Origin of the sequence: Streptomyces sp. NPDC002896 (genome assembly GCF_040295225.1) — a bacterium.
Lineage (GTDB): Bacteria > Actinomycetota > Actinomycetes > Streptomycetales > Streptomycetaceae > Streptomyces.
In genome coordinates, this window is sequence record NZ_JBEOVA010000011.1 from 14,670 (window position 1) to 39,424 (window position 24,755).

Annotated in this window: 24 protein-coding genes and 1 pseudogene; 9 read left to right on the forward strand and 16 right to left on the reverse strand. The window is 69.3% G+C overall.

Annotated elements, in window-relative coordinates:
- Positions 1–5 precede the first annotated feature (5 nt).
- The 3 genes from ABT009_RS21585 to ABT009_RS21595 are packed head-to-tail and all read right to left on the reverse strand — an operon-like array spanning position 6 to position 3,824.
- Positions 6–2,198: a xanthine dehydrogenase family protein molybdopterin-binding subunit gene (locus ABT009_RS21585; RefSeq protein WP_351297144.1), complete on the reverse strand. Its 2,193-nt coding sequence runs from the start codon at positions 2,196–2,198 to the stop codon at positions 6–8.
- A complete protein-coding gene (locus tag ABT009_RS21590) occupies positions 2,195–3,175 on the reverse strand; it encodes an FAD binding domain-containing protein (RefSeq protein WP_351297147.1) in 981 nt (326 codons plus the stop codon). The genes ABT009_RS21585 and ABT009_RS21590 overlap by 4 nt, the downstream gene beginning before the upstream one ends.
- Positions 3,176–3,185: 10 nt before the next feature.
- Positions 3,186–3,824: a (2Fe-2S)-binding protein gene (locus ABT009_RS21595; protein WP_351297150.1), complete on the reverse strand. Its 639-nt coding sequence runs from the start codon at positions 3,822–3,824 to the stop codon at positions 3,186–3,188.
- Positions 3,825–4,228: 404 nt separating this feature from the next.
- Here ABT009_RS21595 and ABT009_RS21600 point away from each other — a divergent pair, with 404 nt between their 5' ends.
- Entirely contained in the window at positions 4,229–5,272 is a 1,044-nt protein-coding gene (locus ABT009_RS21600; RefSeq protein WP_351297153.1) for an NAD(P)-dependent alcohol dehydrogenase, read from the forward strand.
- A gap of 188 nt (positions 5,273–5,460) precedes the next feature.
- Positions 5,461–6,378 (forward strand): alpha/beta hydrolase family protein, encoded by a 918-nt coding sequence (locus ABT009_RS21605; RefSeq protein ID WP_351297156.1) that lies wholly within the window; start codon positions 5,461–5,463, stop codon positions 6,376–6,378.
- A 119-nt stretch (positions 6,379–6,497) separates the two neighbouring features.
- Here ABT009_RS21605 and ABT009_RS21610 read toward each other — a convergent pair whose 3' ends face one another.
- The 7 genes from ABT009_RS21610 to ABT009_RS21640 form a co-directional block, all read right to left on the reverse strand.
- On the reverse strand, positions 6,498–7,919 hold the full coding sequence (locus ABT009_RS21610) for an MFS transporter (RefSeq protein ID WP_351297159.1): 1,422 nt from the start codon (positions 7,917–7,919) through the stop codon (positions 6,498–6,500).
- A gap of 254 nt (positions 7,920–8,173) precedes the next feature.
- Entirely contained in the window at positions 8,174–9,043 is an 870-nt protein-coding gene (locus tag ABT009_RS21615; protein ID WP_351297162.1) for a helix-turn-helix transcriptional regulator, read from the reverse strand.
- A 93-nt stretch (positions 9,044–9,136) separates the two neighbouring features.
- The gene (locus ABT009_RS21620) at positions 9,137–9,475 is read right to left on the reverse strand and encodes a MoaF-related domain-containing protein (protein WP_351297165.1); all 339 of its coding nucleotides are present in this window, start codon (positions 9,473–9,475) and stop codon (positions 9,137–9,139) included.
- A 64-nt stretch (positions 9,476–9,539) separates the two neighbouring features.
- On the reverse strand, positions 9,540–10,241 hold the full coding sequence (locus tag ABT009_RS21625) for a type 1 glutamine amidotransferase domain-containing protein (protein ID WP_351297168.1): 702 nt from the start codon (positions 10,239–10,241) through the stop codon (positions 9,540–9,542).
- A gap of 29 nt (positions 10,242–10,270) precedes the next feature.
- Positions 10,271–10,660 (reverse strand): nuclear transport factor 2 family protein, encoded by a 390-nt coding sequence (locus ABT009_RS21630; protein WP_351297171.1) that lies wholly within the window; start codon positions 10,658–10,660, stop codon positions 10,271–10,273.
- Positions 10,661–10,697: 37 nt separating this feature from the next.
- A complete protein-coding gene (locus ABT009_RS21635) occupies positions 10,698–11,297 on the reverse strand; it encodes a flavodoxin family protein (RefSeq protein ID WP_351297174.1) in 600 nt (199 codons plus the stop codon).
- 132 nt (positions 11,298–11,429) lie between these two features.
- Positions 11,430–12,287: a helix-turn-helix domain-containing protein gene (locus ABT009_RS21640; RefSeq protein WP_351297177.1), complete on the reverse strand. Its 858-nt coding sequence runs from the start codon at positions 12,285–12,287 to the stop codon at positions 11,430–11,432.
- 235 nt (positions 12,288–12,522) lie between these two features.
- Here ABT009_RS21640 and ABT009_RS21645 point away from each other — a divergent pair, with 235 nt between their 5' ends.
- From ABT009_RS21645 to ABT009_RS21655, 3 genes are all read left to right on the forward strand, one after another.
- The gene (locus tag ABT009_RS21645; protein WP_351297180.1) at positions 12,523–13,539 is read left to right on the forward strand and encodes a zinc-dependent alcohol dehydrogenase family protein; all 1,017 of its coding nucleotides are present in this window, start codon (positions 12,523–12,525) and stop codon (positions 13,537–13,539) included.
- An 89-nt stretch (positions 13,540–13,628) separates the two neighbouring features.
- On the forward strand, positions 13,629–14,000 hold the full coding sequence (locus ABT009_RS21650; protein ID WP_351297183.1) for a DUF2255 family protein: 372 nt from the start codon (positions 13,629–13,631) through the stop codon (positions 13,998–14,000).
- A 34-nt stretch (positions 14,001–14,034) separates the two neighbouring features.
- Positions 14,035–15,621: a Na+/H+ antiporter gene (locus tag ABT009_RS21655; protein ID WP_351297186.1), complete on the forward strand. Its 1,587-nt coding sequence runs from the start codon at positions 14,035–14,037 to the stop codon at positions 15,619–15,621.
- A 74-nt stretch (positions 15,622–15,695) separates the two neighbouring features.
- On the opposite strand, the gene ABT009_RS21660 is transcribed toward ABT009_RS21655, so the two are convergent.
- Both ABT009_RS21660 and ABT009_RS21665 read right to left on the reverse strand, forming a co-directional pair.
- Complete coding sequence (locus ABT009_RS21660; RefSeq protein ID WP_351297189.1) at positions 15,696–15,881, reverse strand: hypothetical protein; 186 nt, start codon at positions 15,879–15,881, stop codon at positions 15,696–15,698.
- Between the two features lie 18 nt (positions 15,882–15,899).
- The gene (locus tag ABT009_RS21665) at positions 15,900–16,757 is read right to left on the reverse strand and encodes an SDR family NAD(P)-dependent oxidoreductase (RefSeq protein WP_351297192.1); all 858 of its coding nucleotides are present in this window, start codon (positions 16,755–16,757) and stop codon (positions 15,900–15,902) included.
- A 226-nt stretch (positions 16,758–16,983) separates the two neighbouring features.
- Between ABT009_RS21665 and ABT009_RS21670 the strand changes: the two genes are divergently transcribed.
- A complete protein-coding gene (locus ABT009_RS21670; protein ID WP_351297195.1) occupies positions 16,984–18,198 on the forward strand; it encodes an IS110 family RNA-guided transposase in 1,215 nt (404 codons plus the stop codon).
- A gap of 119 nt (positions 18,199–18,317) precedes the next feature.
- Here the strand turns inward: ABT009_RS21670 and ABT009_RS21675 are convergent, their stop codons facing one another.
- Positions 18,318–19,757, reverse strand: a complete 1,440-nt coding sequence (locus ABT009_RS21675) for a pyridoxal phosphate-dependent decarboxylase family protein (protein ID WP_351297198.1) — start codon at positions 19,755–19,757, stop codon at positions 18,318–18,320.
- 165 nt (positions 19,758–19,922) lie between these two features.
- Between ABT009_RS21675 and ABT009_RS21680 the strand changes: the two genes are divergently transcribed.
- Complete coding sequence (locus ABT009_RS21680) at positions 19,923–20,411, forward strand: Lrp/AsnC family transcriptional regulator (RefSeq protein WP_094222932.1); 489 nt, start codon at positions 19,923–19,925, stop codon at positions 20,409–20,411.
- 88 nt (positions 20,412–20,499) lie between these two features.
- Here ABT009_RS21680 and ABT009_RS21685 read toward each other — a convergent pair whose 3' ends face one another.
- Both ABT009_RS21685 and ABT009_RS21690 read right to left on the reverse strand, forming a co-directional pair.
- Positions 20,500–20,739, reverse strand: coding sequence for a hypothetical protein (locus tag ABT009_RS21685; protein ID WP_351297202.1), 240 nt, complete (start codon positions 20,737–20,739; stop codon positions 20,500–20,502).
- Positions 20,736–21,182 (reverse strand): thermonuclease family protein, encoded by a 447-nt coding sequence (locus ABT009_RS21690; RefSeq protein ID WP_351297205.1) that lies wholly within the window; start codon positions 21,180–21,182, stop codon positions 20,736–20,738. Before ABT009_RS21690 ends, ABT009_RS21685 begins: the two co-directional genes overlap by 4 nt.
- Positions 21,183–22,034: 852 nt before the next feature.
- Here ABT009_RS21690 and ABT009_RS21695 point away from each other — a divergent pair.
- Positions 22,035–22,427 (forward strand): hypothetical protein, encoded by a 393-nt coding sequence (locus ABT009_RS21695; protein WP_351297208.1) that lies wholly within the window; start codon positions 22,035–22,037, stop codon positions 22,425–22,427.
- A 5-nt stretch (positions 22,428–22,432) separates the two neighbouring features.
- Positions 22,433–23,102, forward strand: a pseudogene (locus tag ABT009_RS21700) (nucleotidyl transferase AbiEii/AbiGii toxin family protein).
- Between the two features lie 144 nt (positions 23,103–23,246).
- On the opposite strand, the gene ABT009_RS21705 reads toward ABT009_RS21700, so the two are convergent.
- Positions 23,247–24,410 (reverse strand): hypothetical protein, encoded by a 1,164-nt coding sequence (locus ABT009_RS21705; RefSeq protein ID WP_351297211.1) that lies wholly within the window; start codon positions 24,408–24,410, stop codon positions 23,247–23,249.
- Positions 24,411–24,755 lie beyond the last annotated feature (345 nt).

Sequence of the window (24,755 nt, forward strand, 5' to 3'; positions counted from 1 at the left end):
AGCCGTCAGAGCAACGCCTCGGCGGTGATGGGTAGTTGGCGGACCCGTCGGCCGGTGGCGTTGAAGACCGCGTTGCCGATCGCGGCCGCCACGCCCACCTGGACGACCTCGCCGAGTCCCTTGACGCCCAGCAGGTTGCCGGCGTTGTCCTCGCCGTCGAGGTAGATCGCCTTGATCTCGGGGACGTCGGCGTTCACGGGCACGAGGTAGTCGGCGAGGCTGGAGTTCACGATCCGTCCGTCGCGGTGGTCGGTGACCGTGTGCTCCAGCAGCGCCTGGCCGATGCCGCCCACGATGCCGCCGACCGCCTGGCTGTCGGCGAGCTTGGGGCTGATGATCCGCCCCGCGTCGTACACGCCGAGCATCTTGCGCACCCGCACCAGCCCCAGGTCAGCGTCGACCGAGACCTCGGCGAAGGTCGCGCTGTAGGCGAAGTAGGCGGACCGGTCGGAACCGGGCCCTTCGTAAGAACCGTTCGCTTCCAGGTGGGAGCGGTCGTTGCGGGCCAGCAGGCTCTTGTACGTCTCCCCGCGCGCAGTGTTGTTCCGGTCGTGCAGTCGGCCGTTGCGCACGACGACGTCGTCCGCGTTCACTCCGTACAGCGGCGACTCGCGGTCCTCCACGGCCAGCTTGATCGCCTGCTGGCGCACCTTGTTGCAGGCGTCGACGACGGCCGAGCCGACGCTGGCCATGGTCGCCGAACCGCCGTGCGGCGAGGTGAACGGATACTCCGAGTCCCCCAGCCGGAAGGTCACCGTGCGCATGGTCAACCCGAGGGCGTCCGCGGCCACCTGGGTCTGGGACGTGTACGTGCCCGGCCCCATGTCGGTGGTGGCCGCCTCCACGACCGCCGTGCCGTCGGCATCCAGCCGCGCCCGGGCCTGCGCGGGGAATCGCCCGCAGTCGTAGGCCCCGGCGGCCATGCCCAGGCCGATCAGCAGGTCCCCCTCCCGTGTGGAGCGCGGCTTGGGGTTACGCCGGTCCCAGCCGAACTCGCGGGCGCCGACCGTGTAGCACTCGCTCAGTCGCCGGGAGGAGAACGGCTCGTTCGTCGACTCGTCCTCGGCCGGTTCGTTGCGTCGGCGCAGCTCGATCGGATCGATGCCGAGCTCGTCGGCGAGCTCGTCCATGGCCGACTCGATCACGAACGACGCGGGGGCGAAGCCGGGTCCGCGCATCCAGATCGGGGTGTTCACGTCCAAAGGCACCTGCCGGTACGCCTGGCGGACGTTGGGCATGCTGTACATCATCTGGCCCGTGCCCAGGACGGCCTCGACGAAGGTCTCGTACGACGAGGTCTCGTGGTCGATGTCGTGGATCGCGGCGTTCAGCTTGCCGCGCCGGTCGCTGCCGAGGCACAGCCGGTACTCGTAGGCCGGCCGGAATCCGGTGCCGAAGTACATCTGCTTGCGCGACAGCACCAGCTTCACCGGGCGCCGTGTCACCCGCGCGGCCAGCGCGGCGACGATGGTGTGCGGCCAGCAGCGCAGGCCGCTGCCGAAGCCGCCGCCAACGAACGGGTTGATGACTCGCACCGCGTCCGCCGGGAGGTCGAAGACCGCGGCGATCTCGTCGTGCGTGCCCATCACCCACTGCGTCTTGTCCCAGACCGTGAGCCGGTTGCCGTCCCAGCGGGCGACGGTGGCGTGCGGCTCCATCGGGTTGTGGTGGTTGCGCGCCAGTTCGTACGTCAGGTCCAGCCGTACGGCGGAGGAGCGCAGCCCCGCTTCCGCGTCCCCGCGCGCGTAGGGCGTCGGCTCGCCCGGCTTGGCCTTGGTGATGTCGGTCGAGGGCTGCTCGGCGTCGTAGCGGACCTTGACCAGGCTCGCCCCGTGCTGGGCGGCCTCCAGGGTGGTGGCCACCACGACGGCGACCGGCTGGCCGTGGAAGAGGACCTTGTCGTCCTGGAAGACCCGAAGCCTGCGTCCGGCCGGGTTGTTGGAGCCGGCGTTGTCGCGGTACGGCAGTTTCGGGGCGTTGCCGTGGTGGATCACCCGCAGCACGCCCGCGTGTTTCTCGGCGGCGCGTGTGTCGATGGACCTGATGCGGCCACGTCCGATGCTCGCGTCGACGATGACGGCGTGCACGACACCCTTGATGTCGTGCTCCGCGGCGTACTCCGCCTTGCCGGTGACCTTGAGCCGGCCGTCCACGCGGGACAGCGGTGCGCCTACGGCTGCCTGCGGCTGGGGGCTCATTCCATTTCTCCTACGGTGCGCAGCTGGCGTTCGACGGTTCGCTTCAGGAGCTCGACCTTGAACCGGTTGTGCTGGAGGGGGCGGGAGCCGTCGGCCGCGTGACTGGCGGCCTCGGCCCACAGCCGGTCCGAGGGGCGCTCGCCGATCAGGGCTCGCTCGACGGCGGACAGCTTCCACGGCACCGTGGCCACACCGCCGGCGGCGACCTTCGCATCGCGGATCACGCCGCCGCGTACATGCAGCGCGACGGCCGCCGAAGCGAGCCCGAACGAGTAGGACTGCCGGTCGCGGATCTTCAGGTAGGCCGACTTGAGCGGGCGCGGATACGCCGGGATCTCGACCGCCGTGATCAACTCGCCCCGCCGGATGTCCTGTTCGCGCTGCGGGGTGCTGCCGGGACGGAGCAGGAAGTCGGCGAAGGGGAGGCTGCGCTCCTTGCCGTCCGGGGCCTGCAGATGGACGGTCGCCTCCAGGGCGGTGAGGGCAACGGCGAAGTCGGAGGCGTGCACGGCCACGCAGTGATCGGAGCCGCCGAGGATCGCATGGCCGCGGTTGTAGCCGTGCAGGGCGGCACACCCGGAGCCGGGCTCGCGCTTGTTGCAGTCGGCGGTCACGTCACGGAAGTACGTGCAGCGGGTGCGCTGCATGATGTTGCCGCCGATGGTGGCCATGTTCCGCAGCTGGGCCGAGGCGCCCCGCAGGGCCTGGGCGGCCACCGGGTACAGGGAGTTCAGCTTGGAGTCGGCGGTCACTACGGCCATCGGTGCCAGGGCGCCGATGCGGATGCCGCCGCCCTTGGTGGCGGTGATCTCACGCAGGGGCAGCGCGCTGATGTCGACCACCGTCTCGGGGGTCTCGACGGTCTCGCGCATCAGGTCGACCAGCGTGGTGCCGCCGGCGATGTAACGGCCGCCGCGTCGACCGGCGTCCAGAGCTTCCTGGACGCTGTTCACGCGGGTGTAGGCGAAGGGATACACGGGCCGCTCCTTACTTCCGGGCGGCGGTCTGCTCGACCGCGCGCACGATCTTGACGTAGCAGCCACAGCGGCAGACGTTGCCGCTCATGTACTCCCTGATCTCCTCCGGCGAGCTGGTGTGACCCTCCTGGATACAGGCCACGCCCGACATGATCTGGCCCGGAGTGCAGTACCCGCACTGGAAGGCGTCCTCGTCGATGAACGCCTGCTGCAGCGGGTGCAGTTCGTCGCCCTTGGCCAGGCCCTCGATCGTGGTGACCTCGGCGCCCTCCAGCCGAACGGCCAGTGTCAGGCAGGAGTTGACCCGCTGCCCGTCGACCAGCACCGTGCACGCCCCGCAGGCCCCAGCGTTGCAGCCCTTCTTGGAGCCGGTCAGGTCGAGGTGCTCGCGCAGCAGGTCAAGGAGCGAGGTGCGGTTGTCCACCGTCACAGTGCGGCGGGTGCCGTTGACCGTCAGGGAGACCTGGCCGGAGGGCGCCGCCCCCGCGGCGAAGGCCTCCTGCGAGCCGGCGAGGAAGGTCCCTCCGGCCACCACGGCACCGCCCACCACGACACCGGTGGCGATGACGGTACGACGGCTCGGCCCAGAGGAGGACTCACCCGATTCGGTCGAGGGTGGAACAGCGGATTCAGAGAGGTCAGCAGACATACATACGCCTTCGCATCACGGACGGGACAGACGTGAACAACTGCGGGGCAGCAGGCGCGGGATCAACGCCGCCGCGGGAAAGGGCGACCGCGCGCCTTGGCAGCGGCGGCCGATCACGCCGGAAGTCTTGCATCACCGGCGACAGTCGCGGCAGGGAGACTTTTATCCCCCCTTTGCCTTCTCATGGTCTTCTTCATGGCAGGGAGGCGGTGAGCGAACTGGATTCTTTGAAGGCATGGCGCATTTCGCACGCCGCCGGGCAAGAGCCTGACTCTGCCAGTGGTAGGAACCGCGAGCGTAGGCACATTCCTGCCCTGGGTGATTTCCCGGCGGCGAGGCATGCTCGTCACCGTGCTCGGCCGGAAGGCAGCCGGGCGCGAGAGCACTGCTAGGAGATCCCCCTCATGACCACCGTTGCTGCTTATGCCGCTCCCGCCGCCAAGGCTCCGCTGGAGCGCACCACCATCGAGCGGCGCCCGGTCGGCGAATTCGACGTGCTGATCGACATCAAGTTCGCCGGTATCTGTCACTCCGACATCCACCAGGTCCAGGAGGGCTGGGGTACCGCCATCTTCCCGATGGTCCCCGGTCACGAGATCGCCGGTGTCGTCTCCGAGGTCGGCCCCGGTGTCACGCTGTTCGAGGTCGGCGACCGGGTGGGCGTCGGCTGCTTCGTCGACTCCTGCCGCGAGTGCGACCACTGCAAGGCCGGCCTGGAGCAGTACTGCACCGGCGGCGGCATGATCCAGACGTACAACTACCTCGACAAGGACGGCGAGCCCACCTACGGCGGCTACTCCGAGAAGATCGTCGTCGACGAGAACTACACCGTCCGGATCCCCGACGGCCTCGCCCTCGACGTGGCCGCGCCGCTGCTGTGCGCGGGCATCACCCTGTACTCCCCGCTCAAGCACTGGGGCGCCGGTCCCGGCAAGAAGGTCGCGATCGTCGGTCTGGGCGGTCTCGGCCACATGGGCGTCAAGATCGCGCACGCGCTGGGCGCCGAGGTCACCGTCCTCTCCCAGTCGCTGCGCAAGAAGGACGACGGTCTGAAGCTGGGCGCCGACCACTACTACGCCACCAGCGACCCGAAGACCTTCGAGGAGCTGGCCGGCACCTTCGACCTGATCGTCTCCACGGTCTCGGCCCCGCTGGACTTCAGCGGGTACGTGAACCTGCTGAAGATCGACGGAGCCCTCGTGAACGTCGGCGCTCCCGAGGAGCCGATCTCCGTCAACGTCTTCCCCTTGATCATGGGCCGCAGGTCGATCGCCGGCTCCGCCATCGGCAGCATCGCCGAGACCCAGGAGATGTTGGACTTCTGCGCCGAGCACGGCTTCGGCGCCGAGATCGAGGTGATCGCTGCGTCCGAGATCAACGAGGCGTACGAGCGGGTGCTGGCGAGCGACGTCCGGTACCGGTTCGTGATCGACACGGCGACGATCTGACCCCGGATTCACCCCGTCCCCGAGAAGGGGGGAGGAATTCTTCCCTGGGAGAATTCCTCCCCCCTTCTTTCTCTATCCAGGCCGAGCCCAAGATGCAGAAAATGCGCTTACGGGCCAATCTTGATGGAAAACCAGGCGCCCGGAGTATCACGCATCAAACACCCTTGCCGGGAAATCAGGAGCGCACCGTGACCGAACTCGACATGGCCGAGCTGGCATTCAACGGATTCGTCGGGCAGTGGACGGAAGGCACCACCGACGGCCGGCGGGCGCCTCTGCTGCGTCGGCCCTCCGAACTGGGCCTGGCCTACGAGGACGTGACGTTCCCGTCGATGGACGGCGTACCTCTTGAAGGGTGGTTCATCCCGGCCGACTCCGACCGGCTGATCACCCACAACCACTTCTCCCCCGGCAACCGCTACGGCTACCCCGGACACCTGCCCGGCTGGGACCGCTTCGGCGGCTTCGAGGTCAACTTCCTCCCCTCCTACAAGGCACTGCACGACGCCGGCTACAACGTCCTCGCCTACGACCTGCGCAACCACGGCATGAGCGGGTACGGCAACGGCGGCATCTGCACGATCGGCCTCACCGAGTACCGCGACGTCATCGGAGCCCTCCGCTACGCCGCAGCACGCCCCGACACCAAGAACATGAAGAAGGCCCTGCTGTCGGTGTGCCTGGGTGCCAACTCCACCGCGGTGGCCTGGGCCAAGCACCCCGAGGAGTTCGCCGAGATCCAGGCAATGGTCATGCTCCAGCCGCTGGAGGGCCGTTCCATCGGCGAACAGTTCTCCAAGGCCCTCGGCTTCGAGGGCGGCTACGCCCGGCTCGACCAGGCCGTGCTGGAGCGCACCGGCTTCCATCTGGCAGAGCAGTCGCCCGCGACGTACGCCTCCGCCATCACCGTGCCCACGCTGGTGGCGCAGGAACACGACGACGTCATGACCACTCCCGAAGCCGTGCAGGCCGTCCACGACGCCATCCCCGTCGAGGACAAGCAGATGCACTGGATCCACGGCAGCACCCGCCGCTTCGACGGCTACAACTACTTCAGCGAGCACCCCGAGGTCGCTGTCGACTGGTTCGACACGCACGTCCGCTGACGAACAACCGCAGGAGAGGCAGGGACATGGAGGAGTGCTTCACCAAGAACCTGGCGTGAGCGCCGATCACGGAAAGCCGACCCGGGCTGGCCCCGGGTCGGCTTTCGGTCTGTCGGGGCTCAGCGTCGCCGCAGACGCAGTACGGGGACCAGGTTCAGGAGCAGCCCGATCGCGGCGACGCCGGTGACCAGGTTCAGGCCGGGGTGGTAGGCGGTGAAGTCGGCGCCGCTGTCGCCTGCTTGAGCGATCACGGCGGTGAGTACGGCGAGAATGAGGGCGGCGCCGACCTGGCCCGAGGTCTGCACCAGGCCGGAGGCGAGGCCCTGTTCGGAGTCGTCGATGCCTTCGGTGGCCTGGGCTATGATGGCGCTGTAGCCGAACGCGAAGCCGCCGCCCAGGAGCAGCAGGGACGGGAGCATGGCGGTGACGTAGTCGGGTGAGGAGCCGGCCGTGGCCAGGAACCAGACGTAGCCGAGGGTAAGCGAGGTCATCGAGGTGATGATCAGTGGTGCCGTGCCGAAGCGGTTGACGAGTCTGCCGGTGAGGGGCGAGCCGACGGCGACGATCAGGCCGACCGGCAGCAGTGCGAAGGCCATGCGCAGGGGCGACCAGCCGAGCCCGTCCTGGAGGTACAGCGTCATCATGAATTGGAAGCTGAGGTAGGAGCCCATCAGCGCGACGATGCTGAGGTTGGCTCGGACCGTGGTGGCCTTGCGCAGGATGCCGAAGCGGACCAGGGGGTGGCGGACCCGCTGCTCGAACAGGACGAAGGCGAGCAGCAGCAGGGCGGCGACGCCGAAGCCGGCGAGCGTCGCCGCGGAGGTCCAGCCCGTCTGAGGGGCGGTGACCACGGCGTAGACGGCGAGCAGCATGCCTGCGGTGAGGGTGACGGCTCCGGCCGGGTCCTGGCCGCCGGTCTCGGTGCGGCGGTCGCGCGGGATCAGGAAAAGGCCGACGCCGAGCGCGAGTAGGGCGAGCGGGACCGGCATGAGGAAGGTCCAGCGCCAGCCGATCCCGGTGAGCAGGCCGCCGAGGATCAGGCCCGAGGAGTAGCCCAGGGCGCCGAAGAGGCTGAAGACCGACAGCGCCCGGTTGCGCTGCGGGCCCTCCGGGAACGTCGTGGTGAGGATCGACAGGCCGGCCGGCGCGGTGAAGGCGGCGGCCACACCCTTGACGAATCGGGTGGCGATCAGCAGCGAGCCGCTGTCGACGAGGCCGCCGAGCATCGAGGCGGCGGCGAAGACGGCCAGCGCGATGAGGAAGACGCGGCGGCGCCCGAGCAGGTCGGCGGTGCGGCCGCCGAGCAGCATCAGGCCGCCGTAGCCGAGGACGTATCCGTTGATGATCCACTGCAGTGAGCCGGTGGCCATGCCGAGGTCGTGGCCGATGGAGGGCAGGGCTACGCCGACCATGGAGACGTCGAGGCCGTCGAGGAACAGCACGAGGCACAGCACGGCGAGGACAGTCCAGAGGCGGGCGGTCCAACGTGGTTCCGGGGCGACCGAGGGCAGCGTCCCGGGGCGGGACTGGGTCAGGGACATGGGGAAAGGGGTCTCTTTCCTGGCGGATGAGCAGGCAGGTCGGACACCTCGGCGCTGAGGAAACCGGTTCTGTCAGTGGGGAGAAGGCCGGACCGGGGGCGGGGACGCGCGGCGCGGTGGGCCTCGTGACGAGCGTGCCAGGAGAGCCGTAGATGAAAAAGGGAGAGCCTCTTCCTAGGCGCGGGGCGCGTAGGAGGAAAGGCTCTCCCTTTGAAGGGAATACCTGGGCGACGAAGGGAATGCCTGGGCGACGGTCAGGCGGAGCTGTCGCTGGTCGAGTGGCTCGGGTCCGCTGCCCAGGAGGCCAGCATGCGCAGGCTGTCATGCGTCGGGGTGCCGGATTCGGCGGTCCAGACGATGATCGCCAGGTCGGAGTCGGCGGCCCAGGTGACGGCGTTCCAGTCGAGGTGCAGGTCGCCGACGACGGGGTGGCGCAGGTGCTTGGTCCCGGTGTCCCGGACGGCGACGTGGTGGGAGCCCCACCACTGGCGGAACTGCTCGTCCCGGACCGAGAGTTCGCCCACCAGGGCGGCGAGCTGTGTGTCCCCGGGGTTGTTGGCGTTGTGCATCCGCATCTGGGCGATGGCCAGCCGGGTGACGCCCTCCCAGTCCGCGTACAGCTCGCGCATCCTGGGGTCGGTGATGAGCAGCCTTATGTAGTAGCGCTGCTTCTCGGGGATCTTCCCGAAGTCGGTGATCAGGGCGGCGCCCATGGCGTTCCAGGCGACGATCTCGGTGCGCGGACCGATCACGAAGGCGGGGGTGTGCGCCATGTCGTCGAGCATGCGCTGCAGCTGCGGCTGCGCCTTGAGGCGCGGCTGCCGGCGGGGCGGGCGGAAGTCGTCCTTGGCCGCGAGCTCGTACAGGTAGGCGCGCTGGTCCTCATCCAGGCGCAGCACCCGGGCCAGGGACTCCAGCACGGACGGCGACGGCTGGATACGGCCCTGTTCGAGGCGGGCGTAGTAGTCGGTGCTGATGGCCGCCAGTACGGCGACCTCCTCACGGCGCAGGCCCGCGACACGACGCGAGCCGCCGTCGGGCAGACCGACGGCGGCCGGGTCGAGCTCGGCGCGGCGCGCCTTGAGGAATTCCCCCAGATCGTGGCGGTGAGGATCGCGGTTCATGCCATCACCTTGGCATCGGAACGCGGTGTTGTCAGGGGGAGAGATTTGTCCCTGGAAGTCCTCACCGTCGAGAAGCCGCGCTGCCCTGCGGGATCAGCGGACGCGGCTCCACTTCCCGTGGAGCTGGACGAACTCGCCACCGATGACGGAGCTGGCCATGCAGGTGCCCTCGGTGTAGTCCTCGATGTGCGTGACGTGGTCACCGGCGTCAGGCTCGGTCCAGCGGACGACGAACAGGCCGTCGCGGAGCTGGGTGGTGGTGTACTCCATCGTCTGCTTACGGCCCTTGATGGCGCCGCCCGTCACCTCGAAGCTGACCTGGGTCTCCGAGTCGAAGGTGATCTCCACAGTGAAGTGGCCGAGCGGGGTGTCGGGGCCGAGGTCCGCGAGCCAGGTCTGGCCGACGCTGGGGAGAGTCGCGTTGCTGTCCATCGGTACTACCTCTTTCTTTGAGCCTTTGAGCCTTTGAGCTTTTGAGCGGCGGTGCGGGGTGTCGTCAGCCGAGGGTCTTGACGACTTCCTGGGCCAGCGGGACGGCCGAGGCGGGGTTCTGGCCGGTGATGAGGTTGCGGTCCACCTCGAGGTGGGGGGCGAAGTTCTCCTCGCCCTTGTGGTAGTCCGCGCCGACGTCGGAGACGAGGCGGTCCTGCAGCAGCCACTTCGCCCGGTCGGCGAGGCCGTTCTGGATCTCCTCGGAGTTGGACAGGCCGGTCAGGCGGTAGCCGGAGAACGGGGACTTGCCGTCGGCGTCCACGGTGGACAGCAGCGCGGCCGGGCCGTGGCAGACCAGCGTCACGAGCTTGCCGGAGGCCAGCCAGTCGCTGAGCAGCTTGCCGGCCGCGGGGTCGTCGGACAGATCCTCCATCGGGCCCCAGCCGCCGGGCACGAACACGGCGTCGTAGCCGTCGATGTCCACGTCCTCGATGCGGACGGGGTTCGCCAGTTCGGTGGCCTCCTTGAGGGCGGTCCGCATCTGCTCGGCACCCTCCTCGCCACCGTTGAAGTCCGGCGTCAGGCTGAGCGCGTCGGCGGTCGGCGGGACCCCGCCCGGGGTGGCCGCGGCGACCTCGTAACCGGCCGCCTTGAAGACGCCGTACGGACCGATGGCCTCCTCGGCCCAGAAGCCTGACGGCTGCTCGAACCCGTCGGCCAGGGTCCAGTGGTCGGCGGCGGTGATGAGGAAGAGGATCTTCGCCATGGGGTGCTCCCTGGGGTGAGTGCGGGCGGTCAGTTGTTCGCGGCCTGCTGGACGACGTGGCTGTCGGCGGCCTGGATCAGGTGCGTGAGCTTGCCGTCGCCGACCGTCCACAGGTGGATGAAGCGGGCGTCCGACTCCTCGCCGGCCTTGGACACGGCGTGGTAGTGGCCGCGGACGAACACGTGCTCACCTGCGTCGTAGAAGTCCTCGGCCACCGCACCGAAGGAGGTGAAGCGGGGCGCGAGTTGGCCGAAGAAGTCGCCGCCGGCGCTCGCCCAGGTCTTGTAGACGCCGCCATAGGGGAAGCCGGGGGTGATGTCCCAGACGATGTCGGGGTCGATGACCTCGGCGACCACGTCCGGGGCCATGCCGGAGTCGTAGAGGCGGCGGACGAGAGCGAGATTCGGGGAGTCGGACATGAGAGTGCTCCTTGGGGATCTACAGGGGGGACTTGTCTCAGGCGGCGAGGGCGGCGCGGCCGGCGCGGAAGAAGGCGGTCTGCTGCGCGACACGGGCGCCGAGTCCCTCGGCGGTGGCGATGTCCGACTTGTGGACGGCCTCCGGACCAACATCGGTCGGGGTCTGGGCACCCGCACCGACGAAGTAGCCCAGACGGTTGATGTCGTCCTCGCTGCCCTCGGTGGAGGCCCAGCCCGGCTGGACGCCGAGGCTGACCCAGTGCATGCCGTGCTGGGCGGCCATAGTGAAGAAGTAGCCCAGGGTCGAGGACTTGTCGCCGTTCTTGGCACCGGAGTTGGTGAAACCGGCGGCGATCTTGTCGACCCAGGTCTGGGTGAACCAGCGATTGCTGCTCGCCTCGGCGAAGGCGTGGAAGGCGGCGGAGGCGGTGCCCATGTAGGTGGGGGCACCGAAGATGATGGCGTCGGCGGCGTCCAGCTGCGCCCACTGCTCGTCGGTGATCGTGTCCACGGGGATGGAGATCACCTCGGCACCGGCTTCCGCGGCGCCGCGCGCCACGGCCTCGGCTATGACGGCGGTGTGGCCGTAGCCGGAATGGAAAGCGACGGCGACCGTGGGGCGGGAGGTGGAGGACATGGGGGTATTGCTCCTCGAAAAGGATCTCGAAAGGGATTGCGTAAATCGTGCTCTGGAAGCATGGCACGGAATTCAACAGGGAAGGTAGGAAGGATTTGTCCCTGGCTTTACGCCGGGAATCACCTGCCGATTTTACGAATTCATGGCGGGTGTCGCCGCCCAGGAGGAAAGAAAGCGCAGGCCCTCGTACGCACGCGAGTCGGGTTCGGCGCTCCACACGATCAGCTGCTGATCGGGGTCGGCCACGCAGGTGAGGGCGTCCCAGGCGAGGGAGAGTTCACCGGCGACCGGGTGGTCGAACACCTTGGTGCCGCCGGTCCGGGGCACCACATGGCGGCCTCCCCACCATTGGCGGAACTGGTCGCCCTGCACCGACAGCTCACCGACGAGGTCGGCCAGTCTCCGGTCGTCGGGGCAGGCCGCGGCCTGCTGCCGCAGCACGGCCACGGCGTTGCGGGCGGAGTCCTCCCAGTCGGCGTACAGCATTCTCATGGCCGGGGCGGTGAAGAGCTGCCGGACGTAGTTGCGCTGCTGGTGGGGGATCTTCGCGAAATCGGTGCCGAACAGGGCGGCGGCCATCGGGTTCCACGCCAGGATGTCCAGGTGCCGGCCCAGGATCACGCCGGGGGCCACGCTGAGCTCGTTCAGCACGGTACGCAGCCGGGGGTGCGCCTTCTGCGGCGCCCGCCGCCGCGCCCGACCGGCCTCCTTCCCGGCCAGCTCGAACAGCTGGTCCCGCTGGTCGTCACTGAGGTGCAGGACCCGGACGAGCTCGGCCAGCACGGACGCGGAGGGGGCCATACGGCCCTGCTCCAGGCGCGTGTAATAGTCGGTGCTGATGGCGGCCAGCACAGCCACCTCGTCCCGGCGCAGCCCGGCAACGCGTCGCCGCCGGTCAGTTTCGGGCAGCCCGACCGTACGGGGGCTGAGCTCGGCCCGACGGGCCTTCAGGAATTGACCCAGCTCCTTACGGTGCGCACTGCTGTTCATACTGGCCAGTGTGCGCCGTCCGCCACTCGGCTGGGTAGGACGGTTTTATCCCTGGATACATCGCTCCGGGGGTGGAATTCTCCTCTGTACGGGCCCTGCGGGCGGTGACAGAGTCAGAGACCGGCAATTATTTTCACAGGCCGTCGGCGCTTCTGTACACCCTTTTGACCATCGTCGACGAATCCGGCACGTCCGGGTGACACCGCTGCCCGAGAAACGCATCAGGAGAAAAGTCATGCGCGCAACCGTGATCCACGCCCCCGGTGACATCCGGGTGAGGGACGCCCCCGAGCCCAAGATCCTCAAGCCGACGGACGCGATCATCCGCACCGTCGCCACCTGCGTCTGCGGCTCGGACCTGTGGCCGTACCGCGGCCTGGAGCCGGTCGGCGACCCGCACCCGATGGGGCACGAGTACGTCGGGATCGTCGAGGAAGTCGGCAGCGAGGTCGGCAACGTGAAGCCGGGCCAGTTCGTGGTCGGCTCCTTCGCCACCTCCGACAACACCTGCGCGAACTGCCAGAAGGGCTGGCAGTCCTCCTGTCTGAACCGCGAGTTCATGGGCACCTGCCAGGCCGAGTACGTACGCATTCCCAACGCCCACGGCACCCTGGTCGCCACCGACGAGCACCCCTCCGGCGACTTGGTGCCCAGCCTGCTGGCCGTGTCCGACGTGATGGGCACCGGCTGGTACGCGGCCCTCGCCGCCGAGGTCAAGCCCGGCTCGACGGCCGTCGTGGTCGGTGACGGCGCGGTCGGCCTGTGCGGGGTCATCGCCGCGAAGGAGCTCGGCGCGGAGCGGATCATCGCCATGTCCCGCCATGAGTCCCGGCAGAAGCTCGCCCTGGAGTTCGGCGCCACCGACATCGTCAGCGAGCGCGGCGAGGAAGGCATCGCCCGCATCAAGGACCTCACCGGCGGCATCGGCGCCGACTCCGTCCTGGAGTGCGTCGGCACCTCCCAGTCCATGAGCCAGGCCCTGCACTCCGCGCGCCCGGGCGGCAACGTCGGCTTCGTCGGCGTCCCCCACGAGGTGGCCGTCGACGGCCAGGAGCTGTTCTTCTCCCAGGTCGGCCTGCGCGGCGGCCCGGCGCCTGTCCGCCGCTACCTGCCCGACCTGATCGACCGCGTGCTGTCCGGCCACATCAACCCGGGCAAGGTCTTCGACCTCACGCTGCCGCTGGAGCAGGTCGCCGAGGGCTACAAGGCGATGGACGAGCGCCGCGCCATCAAGGCCCTCCTCAAGCCCTGACCCGATCGCCTCGTGGGCGTGAGCTGCGCGGGCCGCGCTCACGCCCACGAGGGCACACCCCGCCGCACGGTCGTGAAGGAGGCAAGCCCATGACGACCTGGACGAACGACGAACTGACCCGGATCGAGCACGCCGAGGAACTTCAGATGGCCCCCTCGCGCAGCGACGGAGCGCCACGCACACCCGTGCCGATCTGGGTCGTCCGCGACGGCGACGACCTCTACGTCCGCTCCTTCCGCGGCAGCGCCGGCGCCTGGTACCGCGCAGCCCTGGTCAGCCACGAGGGCCGTATCCGCTCCGGCGGCGTCGCCAAGGACGTCACCCTCGTCGAGGTCACCGACCCCGGCGTCAACGACCGCATCGACACCGCCTACCGCACCAAGTACGGCCGCTACGGCGCGAGTTACATCGATCCCATGGTGGCCTCGCGGGACACGACCCTGAAGCTCGCACCCCGCTGAACAGCGGCACTTTCACCCCTCCAGGAGAAGCACCTTGCTCGGTCTCGAACTCGTCGTGGTCCTGGGCGTGGCCGTGCTGGTGGGCAACCTCGTGGGCCAGCGCCTCGGCATCGCGCCGCCCGTCGTCCTGCTCGTGACGGGTGTGCTCCTGGGATTCATCCCGGCCGTACGGAACGCGCAACTGCCGCCGGAAGTCGTGCTGTTGCTCTTCCTTCCGGTGCTGCTGTACTGGGAGAGCCTGACCACCTCCCTGCGGGAGATCCGCACCAACCTGCGCGGCATCCTGCAGCTGAGCACCGTACTCGTCATCCTCACCGCCTGGGCCGTCGCCGCGACGGGACACACCCTCGGACTGCCGTGGGGGCCGGCCTGGGTGCTCGGCGCTGCCATGGCGCCCACGGACGCGACGGCCGTCGGTGTCCTGGCCCGCGCCCTGCCACGCCGTCAGGTCACCATCCTGCGGGCGGAGAGCCTGGTCAACGACGGCACGGCCCTGGTCGTCTACGGTCTCGCCGTAGGCATCACGGTCGGCGAGGAACACCTGAGCATCCCGCACGTCGGCGGGCTGTTCCTGCTCGCGTACGGCGGTGGAGCGGCCGTGGGTGTCGCGGTCGCGTGGGTCAACATGAACCTGCGGCGCCGCCTGACCGATCCCCTCCTGGGCAACCTGGTCATGATCCTGGCGCCCTTCACCGCATACCTGCTGGCCGAACTGATCGAGGCGTCCGGCGTCCTCGCGGTGGTCGTCAGCGGCCTGATCATGTCCCAGGTCGCCCCGCGCATCGTCCTGGCCGAACACCGCACGCAGGCCCTGGCGTTCTGGCCACTGGCCACCTTCATCATCAACGGGGCGCTGTTCGTCCTGGTCGGGGTGGAACTGCAGTACGCCGTCCGCGACCTGGGCCGCGCCGATCTCCAGGACGCGCTGATCGCGGTCGGTGTCATCTGCGTGGTGCTGGTCGCCGTACGCTTCGCGTTCCTGTACGCCTCCACCTACCTGGTCCGCGCACTCGACCGCAGCCCCCGGCAGCGCTCGCTCCGGGTCGGGCACCGCACCCGGGTCGTCAACGGACTGGCCGGCTTCCGGGGCGCGGTCTCGCTCGCGATGGTGCTCTCGGTGCCGCAGACCCTCGACTCGGGCGAACCCTTCCCCGACCGCAGCTTCATCGTCTTCGTCACCTCCGGGGTCATCCTCGTGACGCTGGTGGTGCAGGGACTGCTGCTGCCGGTGGCGGTGCGCTGGGCGAAACTGCCGCCCGACACCTCGGTCGACGAAGAGCACGACCTCGCCGAGACCACCGCCATCGAAGAGGCGATCAAGGCAATGCCCGGGCTCGCCGCCGAGCTGCGGTCCGAGCCGACCATCGTCGAGTGGCTGTGCCAGGAGTACGAGGCTCACCTGGCATCCGTCCGGGCCAGGAGCGCGGGCGCCCACGACGACCCCGCCGTGCTCCAGCACCAGGACTACCTCGCGCTGCGCTTGGCCCTCATCGCCAACAAACGCTCCACCGTCGTCAGGCTCCGCGACGAGCGCCGGATCGACGACACCGTACTGCGCCGCCTGCAGGCCGCCCTCGACAGCGAAGAGGTGCGCCTGTCCGAAGGCGCGGCGGTCGAATGACCCGTCCCTGAGGAAGGACGTTCCACTGCGCCCAACAACTGCTTGTGACCGCCGGACGAATCGAAGGAGCTCCTTCAGCGCGCCTGACCAACCACGGGCAGGGCCGTTCTCTGGGGAAAATCTTGGGCCGTCACCCAAACGCGCTGAAGGACCGGGGTTTCGAGGGCAGGCTCGGTCGAACGCAGACGAACGCTGATGCTCTGGGTGAGGTCGGCCAGCCGGATCACCTCAATCGCACCGGGCTGTGTGTTCGTGTCCACGGCCAGGAATCTGGGGACTCACTGCTGGGCGGGGTTCTGGTATCGCGGGGCGAGTGTGCTGGTGGACGAGGAGCGGAGCCCGAATTCCGCCGCGGCGATGCGATCCACCGCCTCGCCGTCGACCAGTCCGGGCACGCACACGACCTCGCCGGTTTCCAAGGCCCTCAGCGAAGCGGTCACCACGTCCTCGACGGGCATGCCTCCGTCGTCGTGTACTCGCGCTACCTCACCGGCTACCGGATCCTGGCCCTGGGTGAGATGGAACTCGGTTGCCGTCAGCCCGGGGCACAGCACCTGGACACGAACCGGCGCACCGTCCAACTCTGCGGCGAGGGTTCGGCTGAAGGTGACTACGTACCCCTTGGTCCCTCCATAGACCGCCCGCACCGGCAGAGGGTCCGGCGGAAGCGAACCGGCGAAGGCGAGGGTGGAAGCCACATTCACCACGGCGCCGCGGCCGCGTGCCAGCATGCCCGGCACGGCTGCACGAGCGAGCCGGGTGAGCGCCACCACGTTCACGGCCAGCACCTTCTCCAGCAGTGCTGTATCGGTCTCGGCGAAGGGGCCGTAGCCGTTGATGCCCGCGTTGTTCACCAGCAGCTCGACGTCGTCCTCGGCGGTTCGCCGGGCAACCCGGTCCAGGTCACCGGCATCGCCCAGATCCGCGACGACGGTTTCCACTCGTACGTCGTGCAGCCCGGTCAGCTCCGCGGCAAGTGCGCGCAGCCGCTCTGCGCGACGCGCCACCAGCACCAGATCGTGACCATCCGCAGCGAGCCGACGTGCGTAGGCCGCACCGATGCCCGAGGAGGCACCGGTCACGATGGCTGTTCCCCTGGCGGGAAGGGATTCGGGATGGATAGTCATGGTATCCATACCTTTCTTCCTGGGTTGATCGCGGTCATTCGTAAGATCGGGACACCCAGGGATGCCGGGTGTGGCTGTCATGAAAGTGCCGCGTTCGTGGCTGAGGAGGATTGGCCGCCCGGCATCCCGCGACGACTCGACTGCTGATTGGGATGCGCGAACCGGATCGCTCGTATGGACGTGACAGCGAGGTCGTCTGCTGGGACAGCACACAAGAACGACGAAGGAGGGTCCGGTGCCCGAACTGTGGGCGGGGACGGACGCGGGCAAGGCCGAGCACCACTGCACCGTGATCGACGCGGACGGCACGAAGGCGCTCTCGCGCCGGGTGCCGAACAGCGAGGACGAGCTGCTGCAACTGCTCGGTGACGTCCTGGATCTGGCCGACGGCGATGCCGTCACCTGGGCGGTCGACCTGAACGCCGGCGGGGCCGCGCTGTGGATCGCGCTGCTGGTCAATCACGGGCAGCGGCTGTTCTACATCCCCGGCCGGACCGTGCACCACGCCTCCGGCGCCTACAAGGGCGACGGAAAGAGCGATGCGAAGGACGCCTTCGTCATCGCCGACCAGGCCCGGATGCGCCGCGACCTCCAGCCGCTGCAGGAGACCAGCGAGATCGCGGTCGACCTGAAGATCCTGACCGCCCGCCGCATGGACCTGTCCGCCGACCGCACCAGGGCGATCAACCGGCTCAGGGCCCAGATCCTGGAGTACTTTCCCGCCCTGGAACGGGCCTTCGACTACAGCACGTCCAAGACCGCGCTCCTCCTGCTGACCGGGTATCAGACCCCGGCCGCCCTGCGCCGGATCGGCCGGTCCCGGCTGACGACCTGGCTCAAGAACCACGGCGTCCGCACTCTCAACATCGCCAAAAGTGCTGCCGAAGCGGCGATCACCGCTGCCGAGGCCCAGTTCACCCTCGTCCCCGGGGAGAAGACCGCCGCCAGGATGGTCCACACCCTGGCCAAGGAGGTGATGGCCCTCGACGAGGAGATCTCCGAGCTCAACGACCTCATCGAGGGCCGGTTTCGCGAGCATCCCGATGCAGAAGTGATCACCAGCATGCCCGGCATCGGCGACATGCTCGGCGCCGAGTTCATCGCCGCGACCGGCGGCGACATGACCGCCTTCGGCAGCCCCGACCGGCTCGCCGGCGTCGCCGGACTCGCGCCCGTCCCCCGCGACTCGGGCAAGGTCAGCGGCAACCTGCGCAGGCCCAGACGCTACAGCCGCCGGCTCCTGCGGACGTTCTACCTCTCCGCCCAGGTCCCCACCGTGCACTGCCCCCAGTCCAAGACCTTCTACCAGCGCAAACGCACCGAGGGAAAGTCCCACAAGCAGGCCGTCCTCGCGCTGGCCAGACGCCGCCTGAACGTGCTCTGGGCCCTGATACGCGACCACCGGACCTTCGAGGCCGCCACCCCCAGCGCCGCTGCCACAGCGGCATGACCGAGTCACAAGGCGTCACCGCCCCGGCTTGACAACGTCATTGGGAATCCTCCTTGCACGCGTGATTCGACGGAGGCGTCCCTCAGGTGGACACCACCCGGGTCCAGGGCCGTCGCCGGCTACGCGGTGGTGTGGCGCTTGACCTCGGCAGTGATGATCTGCAGCGCCTCGGCGATGCGGTCGTGGTGGGTGCGGTGGGAGACCACGCACACGCGCAGGGTGTAGCGGCCGTCGACCACCGTGCTGGAGAGCACGATGCGCCGGTGGCCGTTGATCCGCTCCAGCAGACGGCGGCTTGCTTCGTCCGCCAGCTCGGCGGCGGCCGGACCGGCGTCAGCGGGACGAATGCGGAAGATCACGGTGGACAGGTCCGGGCGCTGCGGGACCTCCAGCTGCGCGACGCCGGACAGTGTGTCGTGGACGTGTTCGGCCAGGTCGAGCTTCTCGTCCAGAGCCTCGCGGAAGGCGTCCACCCCGTGCAGGTGCAGGGGAAGCCAGGCCCGCAGACCGCGGATCTCGTGGGTCAGCTCGGGCCCGAGGTGGCCGGAGTCCGGGACGCTCCCCGCCGCCTCCATGTCCTGGAGGTAGCTGCCGGTGCCGTCGTGCGCGGCGTGCAGGGCGGCGAGGCCGCGGACGACCAAGGCGCCGGTACCGAACGGCATGAAGAGGGTCTTGTGCGGGTCCAGAGTGATCGAGTCGGCCTCCTCGAAACCGGCGAGGCGCTCTGAGCCGCGTGCGGTGAGCCGGAAGAAGCCTCCGTAGGCCGCGTCGATGTGGAACCACACGTCCTCGCGGCGGGCCAGGCCGGCCAGCTGAGGCAGCGGGTCGACGGTGCCGGTGTCGGTGGTGCCGGCGGTGGCCACCAGCAGGAACGGCCGCAGCCCGGCGTCCCGGTCGGCGCGGATCATCGCGGCGGCGGCCTCCGGGTCCATCCGCAGGTCCGGGGTGTGCGGCACGGTACGTATGTGAGCCGCGCGGATGCCGGCGAGGCGGGCGGCCTTGGCGACGGAGTGGTGGGCGAAGGCGGTGGTGTAGACGGTGCCGCCGGTCAGATCCTCGCCGAGCCGGTCGTGGCGGGCAGCAACCGTCGCGGAGAACGTGGCCATCGAGCCGCCGCTGGTCAGCAGGCCCCCGCTGCCCTCCGGGAGACCGCACACCTCGCGGGCCATCCAGCGGAGCACACTCTCCTCCAGCGCGGCGAGGGCCGGGGCGACCGAGGCCAGGCCGCCGTAGCGGTTGACGGCACGGTTGTAGAACTCGGCGAGCGCGGCCGAATACAGGCCGCTGCCCGGGATGTATGCCAGGTGGCCGGGCCCGGCCGTCTCCAGAGCGCAGTCGGCGGCCTCGTCCAGGCGCGCGAGCAGCACCTTCAGGTCACCACCCCGGGCGGGCGGCGGCGCCAGGAAGGACTCCACGAGCTCGGCCTCGGCCCGCGGCGACAGAGGGCTGGTCGCGGGGCGGGCCGCTAGCTGGTCGGTGCGATCGACGACACGGTCCAGGACGAGACGGCCCATTTCACTCATCGCGGCGCGGTCGGGTTCCAGGGGGGAGTAGTGCATGAGGCAGTCCGATGTGCGTGAGAGGGGTACGAAGGCGCGGTCCGGCGTACCGGCCGGAGCGTGACCAGGATGCGTCACCAAGCCCGGCACACGATGGCGTATGCAGTGCCCGTACGGCCCTGTGGCGCAGGATTGTTCGCCGGTGTGGCCGTTACGCTGCATTTCATGCCACGCCCCCTGTACGACCGTATCGACCGGGCGATCCTGGACCACCTCCAGCGCCACGGACGCACCCCCAACGTCGACCTCGCCGAGGCCGTACGCCTGTCACCCTCGTCCTGCCTGCGCCGCACCAAGGCGCTGGAGGAGGACGGGGTCCTGGCCGGCTACCGGGCCGATCTGGACCGCGAGCGCCTCGGCCTCGGACTTACGGTGTTCCTCTCCCTCAAGGTCGAGCACTCCCGCACCACCTCCCAGGTGGTCGAAGAGGCACTGAAGGCGATCGACCACGTGGTCGCCTGCCACGTGGTCTCCGGCGACGCCGACTTCCTCGTCGAACTCGCCGTACCGGACCTGCGCACCTTCGAAAAGGTGCTCACCGACCAGATCCTGGCCATCGGCCCCGTTCGCGACGCCCGCAGTACCTTCTGCATCCGCACCGTCATCGACCGCGGCCCGCTACCCCTCAACTCCTGGCCCGCCCCGCGTGCATGACCGGACGACACGGCTTCCCCACTCGTCCAGGGGCGCGTCCGCGCCGAAGCGCACGTCACGCTCGGTGGACGCAGCCGCCGGCTCTTGTTCAGTTGGTGTCGCAGCCGATGCCGTCACCGTCTCGGTCGAGTCGGTGCGGGTCCTCGGGGCCGACCCACACGGGGCCGGGAAGGTCCGAGCAATCCACGTCGGGGACGCCGGCGGGAGGCCCGTCGGGCAGATCAGGACGTGCGGGCGTGTCCGGCGCCGAGGGCTCGGTCGTCTCCGGACGGGCCGCCCACAGGCCGGCGACGGCTTGGCGGGCGGTGTCCTCGGCCTGGGAAATCACCGGCCAGTACTTGTCGTTGGGCGGGATGATTTTGCAGGTGGGAGTGCGCAACGTTTGTCGACGGTTTTGGGCAGCGCTTGCCGATCAGGGAGCTCGAAAATGTCGCTGAGAGCTCCCACGTACAAAACCAGCGGGAACAGCACGGCCTCGGCATGGCCACTGCTGACGAGAGATTGGTTGACGAAGGTGCCCCGCTCGTTCCAGACGTACAGCAGGTAGCGGTCGTAGCGGTCGGTCAACTCTGCATCGCGCTGGATGCGCGCACTGCTGCCCGGCGGAAGCAGCTCGATGGTCCGGGCAGTGGCGGCGTCGGCGAAGCAGGCACCCCGCTCCGGTGTGTCGATCTCCAGGAGCCGGACGCGGGCCACGGTGCCTTTCGGCACGATACGACCGTCGCCGCGCACTTCGATGGTGTCGCCGTCGATAACGCGCAGCACCACCACGCCCGGTGGCGTCGTATCCGGCGGCGGCTTCGTGGTCGGAGGGATCGAAGGGGTCGGAGGGCTCGTGCCCGGCTGCGAGGTGTCGTCTCACGGCTCGGAGGGCACCGACGGCTGCGGCGCCGCGCTGGTGGCAGGCTCCGTCGTCAGGACGCTGGAGGGCGCTGTCTCGGAGGCGGCGGATTTCCGATCCGGCTCTTCCAGGAGCGCCCCAAGACCACCGAAGGCCACAAGAAGACCGAGCCCGACCAGGACCGCGGTGATCCAGGGATGCTTGACGCGTCTGAGCCGCGCGGGACGGGACCGGCTCGATCAGCGGCGCCACGCGTCCCGATCGGGAGGAGGCGAGGGACACATGCCGCCCTCACCGGGCGGGGAAATGCTGCCTCTTCAGTACAGCACCGTCCCGATACGGCCGCCCATGCGAGTGCCCTGACCAGCCCAAGAACATGCCTGACACCCCATCAGAACGAGCGTCAAATGAGCGTCACGAGCGTCATTTCAGCGTCAAGATATAGCCCGTAACGCCCACACCGCACATACCTCGCGCGGGCAAAATCCCAGGTCAGGAGCCCTTCGCGGCCGGTTCAAGGATCGCCACGCACTCCATGTGATGCGTCATCGGGAAGATGTCGGCCTGAGTAAGGCGCGGAAAAGTCCAGGTCAGAGCTGATTTCTCGGCTCACCGCACTGCGTGCGGGCGCCCAGAGCGTCACGGCCGACAGTCCGTCCCTCCTATTCGGGGTGAACGGGCTGCTGCTACGGCAGCTCACCCTGCGGGTCCACCCCCCTGACTCCGGCCGCCAGCTCGCGCATCATGCCCCGCACCACTTCTCCGGCCGCCATAATGGAGCCATGCCCTCCAGCACACAGCACCCCGCATCCACGCCGAAGAACCTCTCGGGGGCGGAGGCCGAGGACCTCGCGCTGTACCGGGAGAAGTTCCGGCGGCGTCTGCCGGAGTCGCTGGACGAGTTGCACGGCCCGACCCAGGGGGTCGTGGAGCTGCCGCTGCACATGGCCTGGTCCGGGATGACCTCGTACGACATGAGCAAGCCTCGCCAGCGCATGGGCCTGTACCGCACCGTCCTGCACGAGGGCCTGCACGACGATCTGCCCCACTACCTCAACCAGGACCTGCTCCTCCAGATGTGGCCAGTGCTGCGCACCCTCGTCGGTCGCACTGTGCGCGCTGTATGGGAAGACGCCTTCCCCGAGCTCGCCTCCCGCACCCGGGCAGCCGCGTGACGGACATGCCGGAGCTGCACACGCGGCTCCTGGCGGATGTGATCGCCCTCGGCGCCCCGTATCCCTTGGTACTCACCGGCGGATACGCCGTGCGGGCGCACCGCCTCGTGAACCGCCCCAGCCAGGACCTCGATGTCGCCACCGAGAACCCAACACCCATGGCCGATATCGCGGCCGCGCTCCGTATCGGTCTCGAAGCACGGGGCTGGCAGGTGCAGGCGCTGGAGACTGCCCCGCTGTCCGCCCGCTTCACCGTGTCCGACCCGGCAACCGGGCAAGACTGCGAAGTCGACATCCTCAAGGAGATCTTCTGGCGGCCGGTCGCCCAGAGCCCGTACGGGCCCGTCCTCGCGGAGGAGGATGTGATCGGGACCAAGGTCCGCGCCCTGGCCGACCGCGGAGCACCCCGCGACCTGATCGACGTGTTCGCAGCCTCCCACCCGCTGGACCAATGCCGAGCTCGAGGAGTTCGGCCGCCGCCACGCCCGCGGCCGCTTCGAGCGCGAGGACCTGCAGTCGAACCTCACGGGCGCCGAGTGGACCGACGACGAAGCCTTCGCCGCCTATGGGCTCGATGACACCACCATCACCGCTCTCCGCGCCTGGGCCGTGGAGTGGGCCGACGACCTCGCGACTTGTCTCCTCGAAGAGGCCGATGATCCGGACATCGACTGATCACGTCCGGATGAGATCACATCTGCAAGCGATCAGAGCAAGGGCCAAGAAATGAGCATGGGCGGACGCAATCGCCCGCTCCACCGCGGCCGTTCGACGCACCGCATCCCCCGTGCTCACCCTGTCCCCGCTTACCCTGTAGTACTAGGGCCGGGCGGGGCCCTGGACGGAAGCCGTGGCGTCGACGGTCTCCGCGCGGCCCACGGCCACCCGCAGCGTCACGGCAGCCGCGACCCCCGCCACCAGGCCGCAGGTCAGGGCGGCCGGGACGCCGCCACCAATGCCGGCGGACAGGTACATCAGGTCCCACCGCAGACCCGCCCCGTCGGTCGCCACCCGCAGCAGCTGGCTCGCCAGCAGCCCGAGGACGGTCGCGCAGACTCCGCCCGCCGCCATCGCCGGGACAGTGGCTCGGGTGAGCAGTCCGGGCAACCGCCGCAGTGCCCACCACACCACAGCGAGTAGCAGCACGTCGGCGGCGCGATACAGGAGCCAGTCGCCGAGCGGCGCGCCCGCCGGGCCCGCCCAGGCGCCAAGCAGCAGCCACTGGCGCAGGAGTTCGCCCGGTTCGGCGAACAGCCCGCCGTCCGGGGAGACCGTCTGGATGGCGGCGGCGACCGGCTGGTACGAGAGGACCACCAGAGACAGTGCGATCATCGCGGTCCCGGCGGTGGCGGCCAGGCGGGCGGCGCGTGCCGGGACGACCGCCTGCGGCAGCGGACCGGCACCCTTGGCGGTGACCCGCGCTGCGAGCACTGTCCCCGCCGCCGCGACCAGCGCGGTCACCACCAGGACCTGCCGTCCGGAGGAGATCGCGCTCGCCAACTGGGGCAGGAAGCGGTAACTGCCGTGCCCCTGCGCGGCGATCAGCCACGGCGCGGAGACGGTCACCGCCAGGGTCCCGGCCACCAAGCCCCAGGCCCACACCGCGAGCAGCGCGGCAGGCATCCGGCCGTGCACCGGCGGCAGCCTGCGGACCAGGAGCAGCGCCCCGGGCACGAAGAATGCGAAGACCGCGCCGAACCGGATCTGCAGCGCGGTTGCGTACAGCGCGAGGTAGCGCGTGCCGTCGGTCCCGGCCGTGTCCCCGATCCCGCCGGACACCCCGGCGCCGAACTGAACCGAGGCCGGAGGGTCGTACGACCAGGGGGTGAGCCAGTGTTCGAGCTCGGCGGCGGCCCGGCCGCCGATCACGCCGGCGGTGCCCGGCAGGTACAGCGCATTCGCACTCGCCCCCGCCCACCACAGAAGCGCCGTGAGCAGCAGCCCTCCGATCAGTGCCGGTATCGCCGCGCGCCGGTACGTCATGTATTTCCCCCGCCTTAGTCGCGCATCTCGTGAATCCCCTGGTTCAGGTGGAGACTAAGGGGCACTGATCACATACGGATCACGGCCGTACGCTGGCTTGCCCGGACGAAGAGGACGACGAGGCGAGAGCTCGACGTCGAGGAAGACCGGGCAGTCGGCGACCTGCGTGGCTCCGGCCAGGCCGGGTGCAGTGACTTGTGCCGCCGTTCCGCGCCCGAGGGCCCAGTCATTGGCGGTTGCGAGATGCTGCTACCTCTTCCGCTCCGGCAGGGGCTCGTCCGACGCACTTGGTGACAGTAACGCGCTGTGCGAAACCGCGGCAGCCGACAACCCGGCAATTGAAGT

Coding starts and splice junctions, on each gene's coding strand:
- ABT009_RS21585 (WP_351297144.1), bottom strand. CDS start 2,198: ATGAGCCCCCAGCCGCAGGCAGCCGTAGGCGCACCGCTGTCCCGCGTG.
- ABT009_RS21595 (WP_351297150.1), bottom strand. CDS start 3,824: ATGTCTGCTGACCTCTCTGAATCCGCTGTTCCACCCTCGACCGAATCG.
- ABT009_RS21600 (WP_351297153.1), top strand. CDS start 4,229: ATGACCACCGTTGCTGCTTATGCCGCTCCCGCCGCCAAGGCTCCGCTG.
- ABT009_RS21610 (WP_351297159.1), bottom strand. CDS start 7,919: ATGTCCCTGACCCAGTCCCGCCCCGGGACGCTGCCCTCGGTCGCCCCG.
- ABT009_RS21615 (WP_351297162.1), bottom strand. CDS start 9,043: ATGAACCGCGATCCTCACCGCCACGATCTGGGGGAATTCCTCAAGGCG.
- ABT009_RS21620 (WP_351297165.1), bottom strand. CDS start 9,475: ATGGACAGCAACGCGACTCTCCCCAGCGTCGGCCAGACCTGGCTCGCG.
- ABT009_RS21625 (WP_351297168.1), bottom strand. CDS start 10,241: ATGGCGAAGATCCTCTTCCTCATCACCGCCGCCGACCACTGGACCCTG.
- ABT009_RS21630 (WP_351297171.1), bottom strand. CDS start 10,660: ATGTCCGACTCCCCGAATCTCGCTCTCGTCCGCCGCCTCTACGACTCC.
- ABT009_RS21635 (WP_351297174.1), bottom strand. CDS start 11,297: ATGTCCTCCACCTCCCGCCCCACGGTCGCCGTCGCTTTCCATTCCGGC.
- ABT009_RS21640 (WP_351297177.1), bottom strand. CDS start 12,287: ATGAACAGCAGTGCGCACCGTAAGGAGCTGGGTCAATTCCTGAAGGCC.
- ABT009_RS21645 (WP_351297180.1), top strand. CDS start 12,523: ATGCGCGCAACCGTGATCCACGCCCCCGGTGACATCCGGGTGAGGGAC.
- ABT009_RS21650 (WP_351297183.1), top strand. CDS start 13,629: ATGACGACCTGGACGAACGACGAACTGACCCGGATCGAGCACGCCGAG.
- ABT009_RS21665 (WP_351297192.1), bottom strand. CDS start 16,757: ATGGATACCATGACTATCCATCCCGAATCCCTTCCCGCCAGGGGAACA.
- ABT009_RS21675 (WP_351297198.1), bottom strand. CDS start 19,757: ATGCACTACTCCCCCCTGGAACCCGACCGCGCCGCGATGAGTGAAATG.
- ABT009_RS21680 (WP_094222932.1), top strand. CDS start 19,923: ATGCCACGCCCCCTGTACGACCGTATCGACCGGGCGATCCTGGACCAC.
- ABT009_RS21695 (WP_351297208.1), top strand. CDS start 22,035: ATGCCCTCCAGCACACAGCACCCCGCATCCACGCCGAAGAACCTCTCG.
- ABT009_RS21705 (WP_351297211.1), bottom strand. CDS start 24,410: ATGACGTACCGGCGCGCGGCGATACCGGCACTGATCGGAGGGCTGCTG.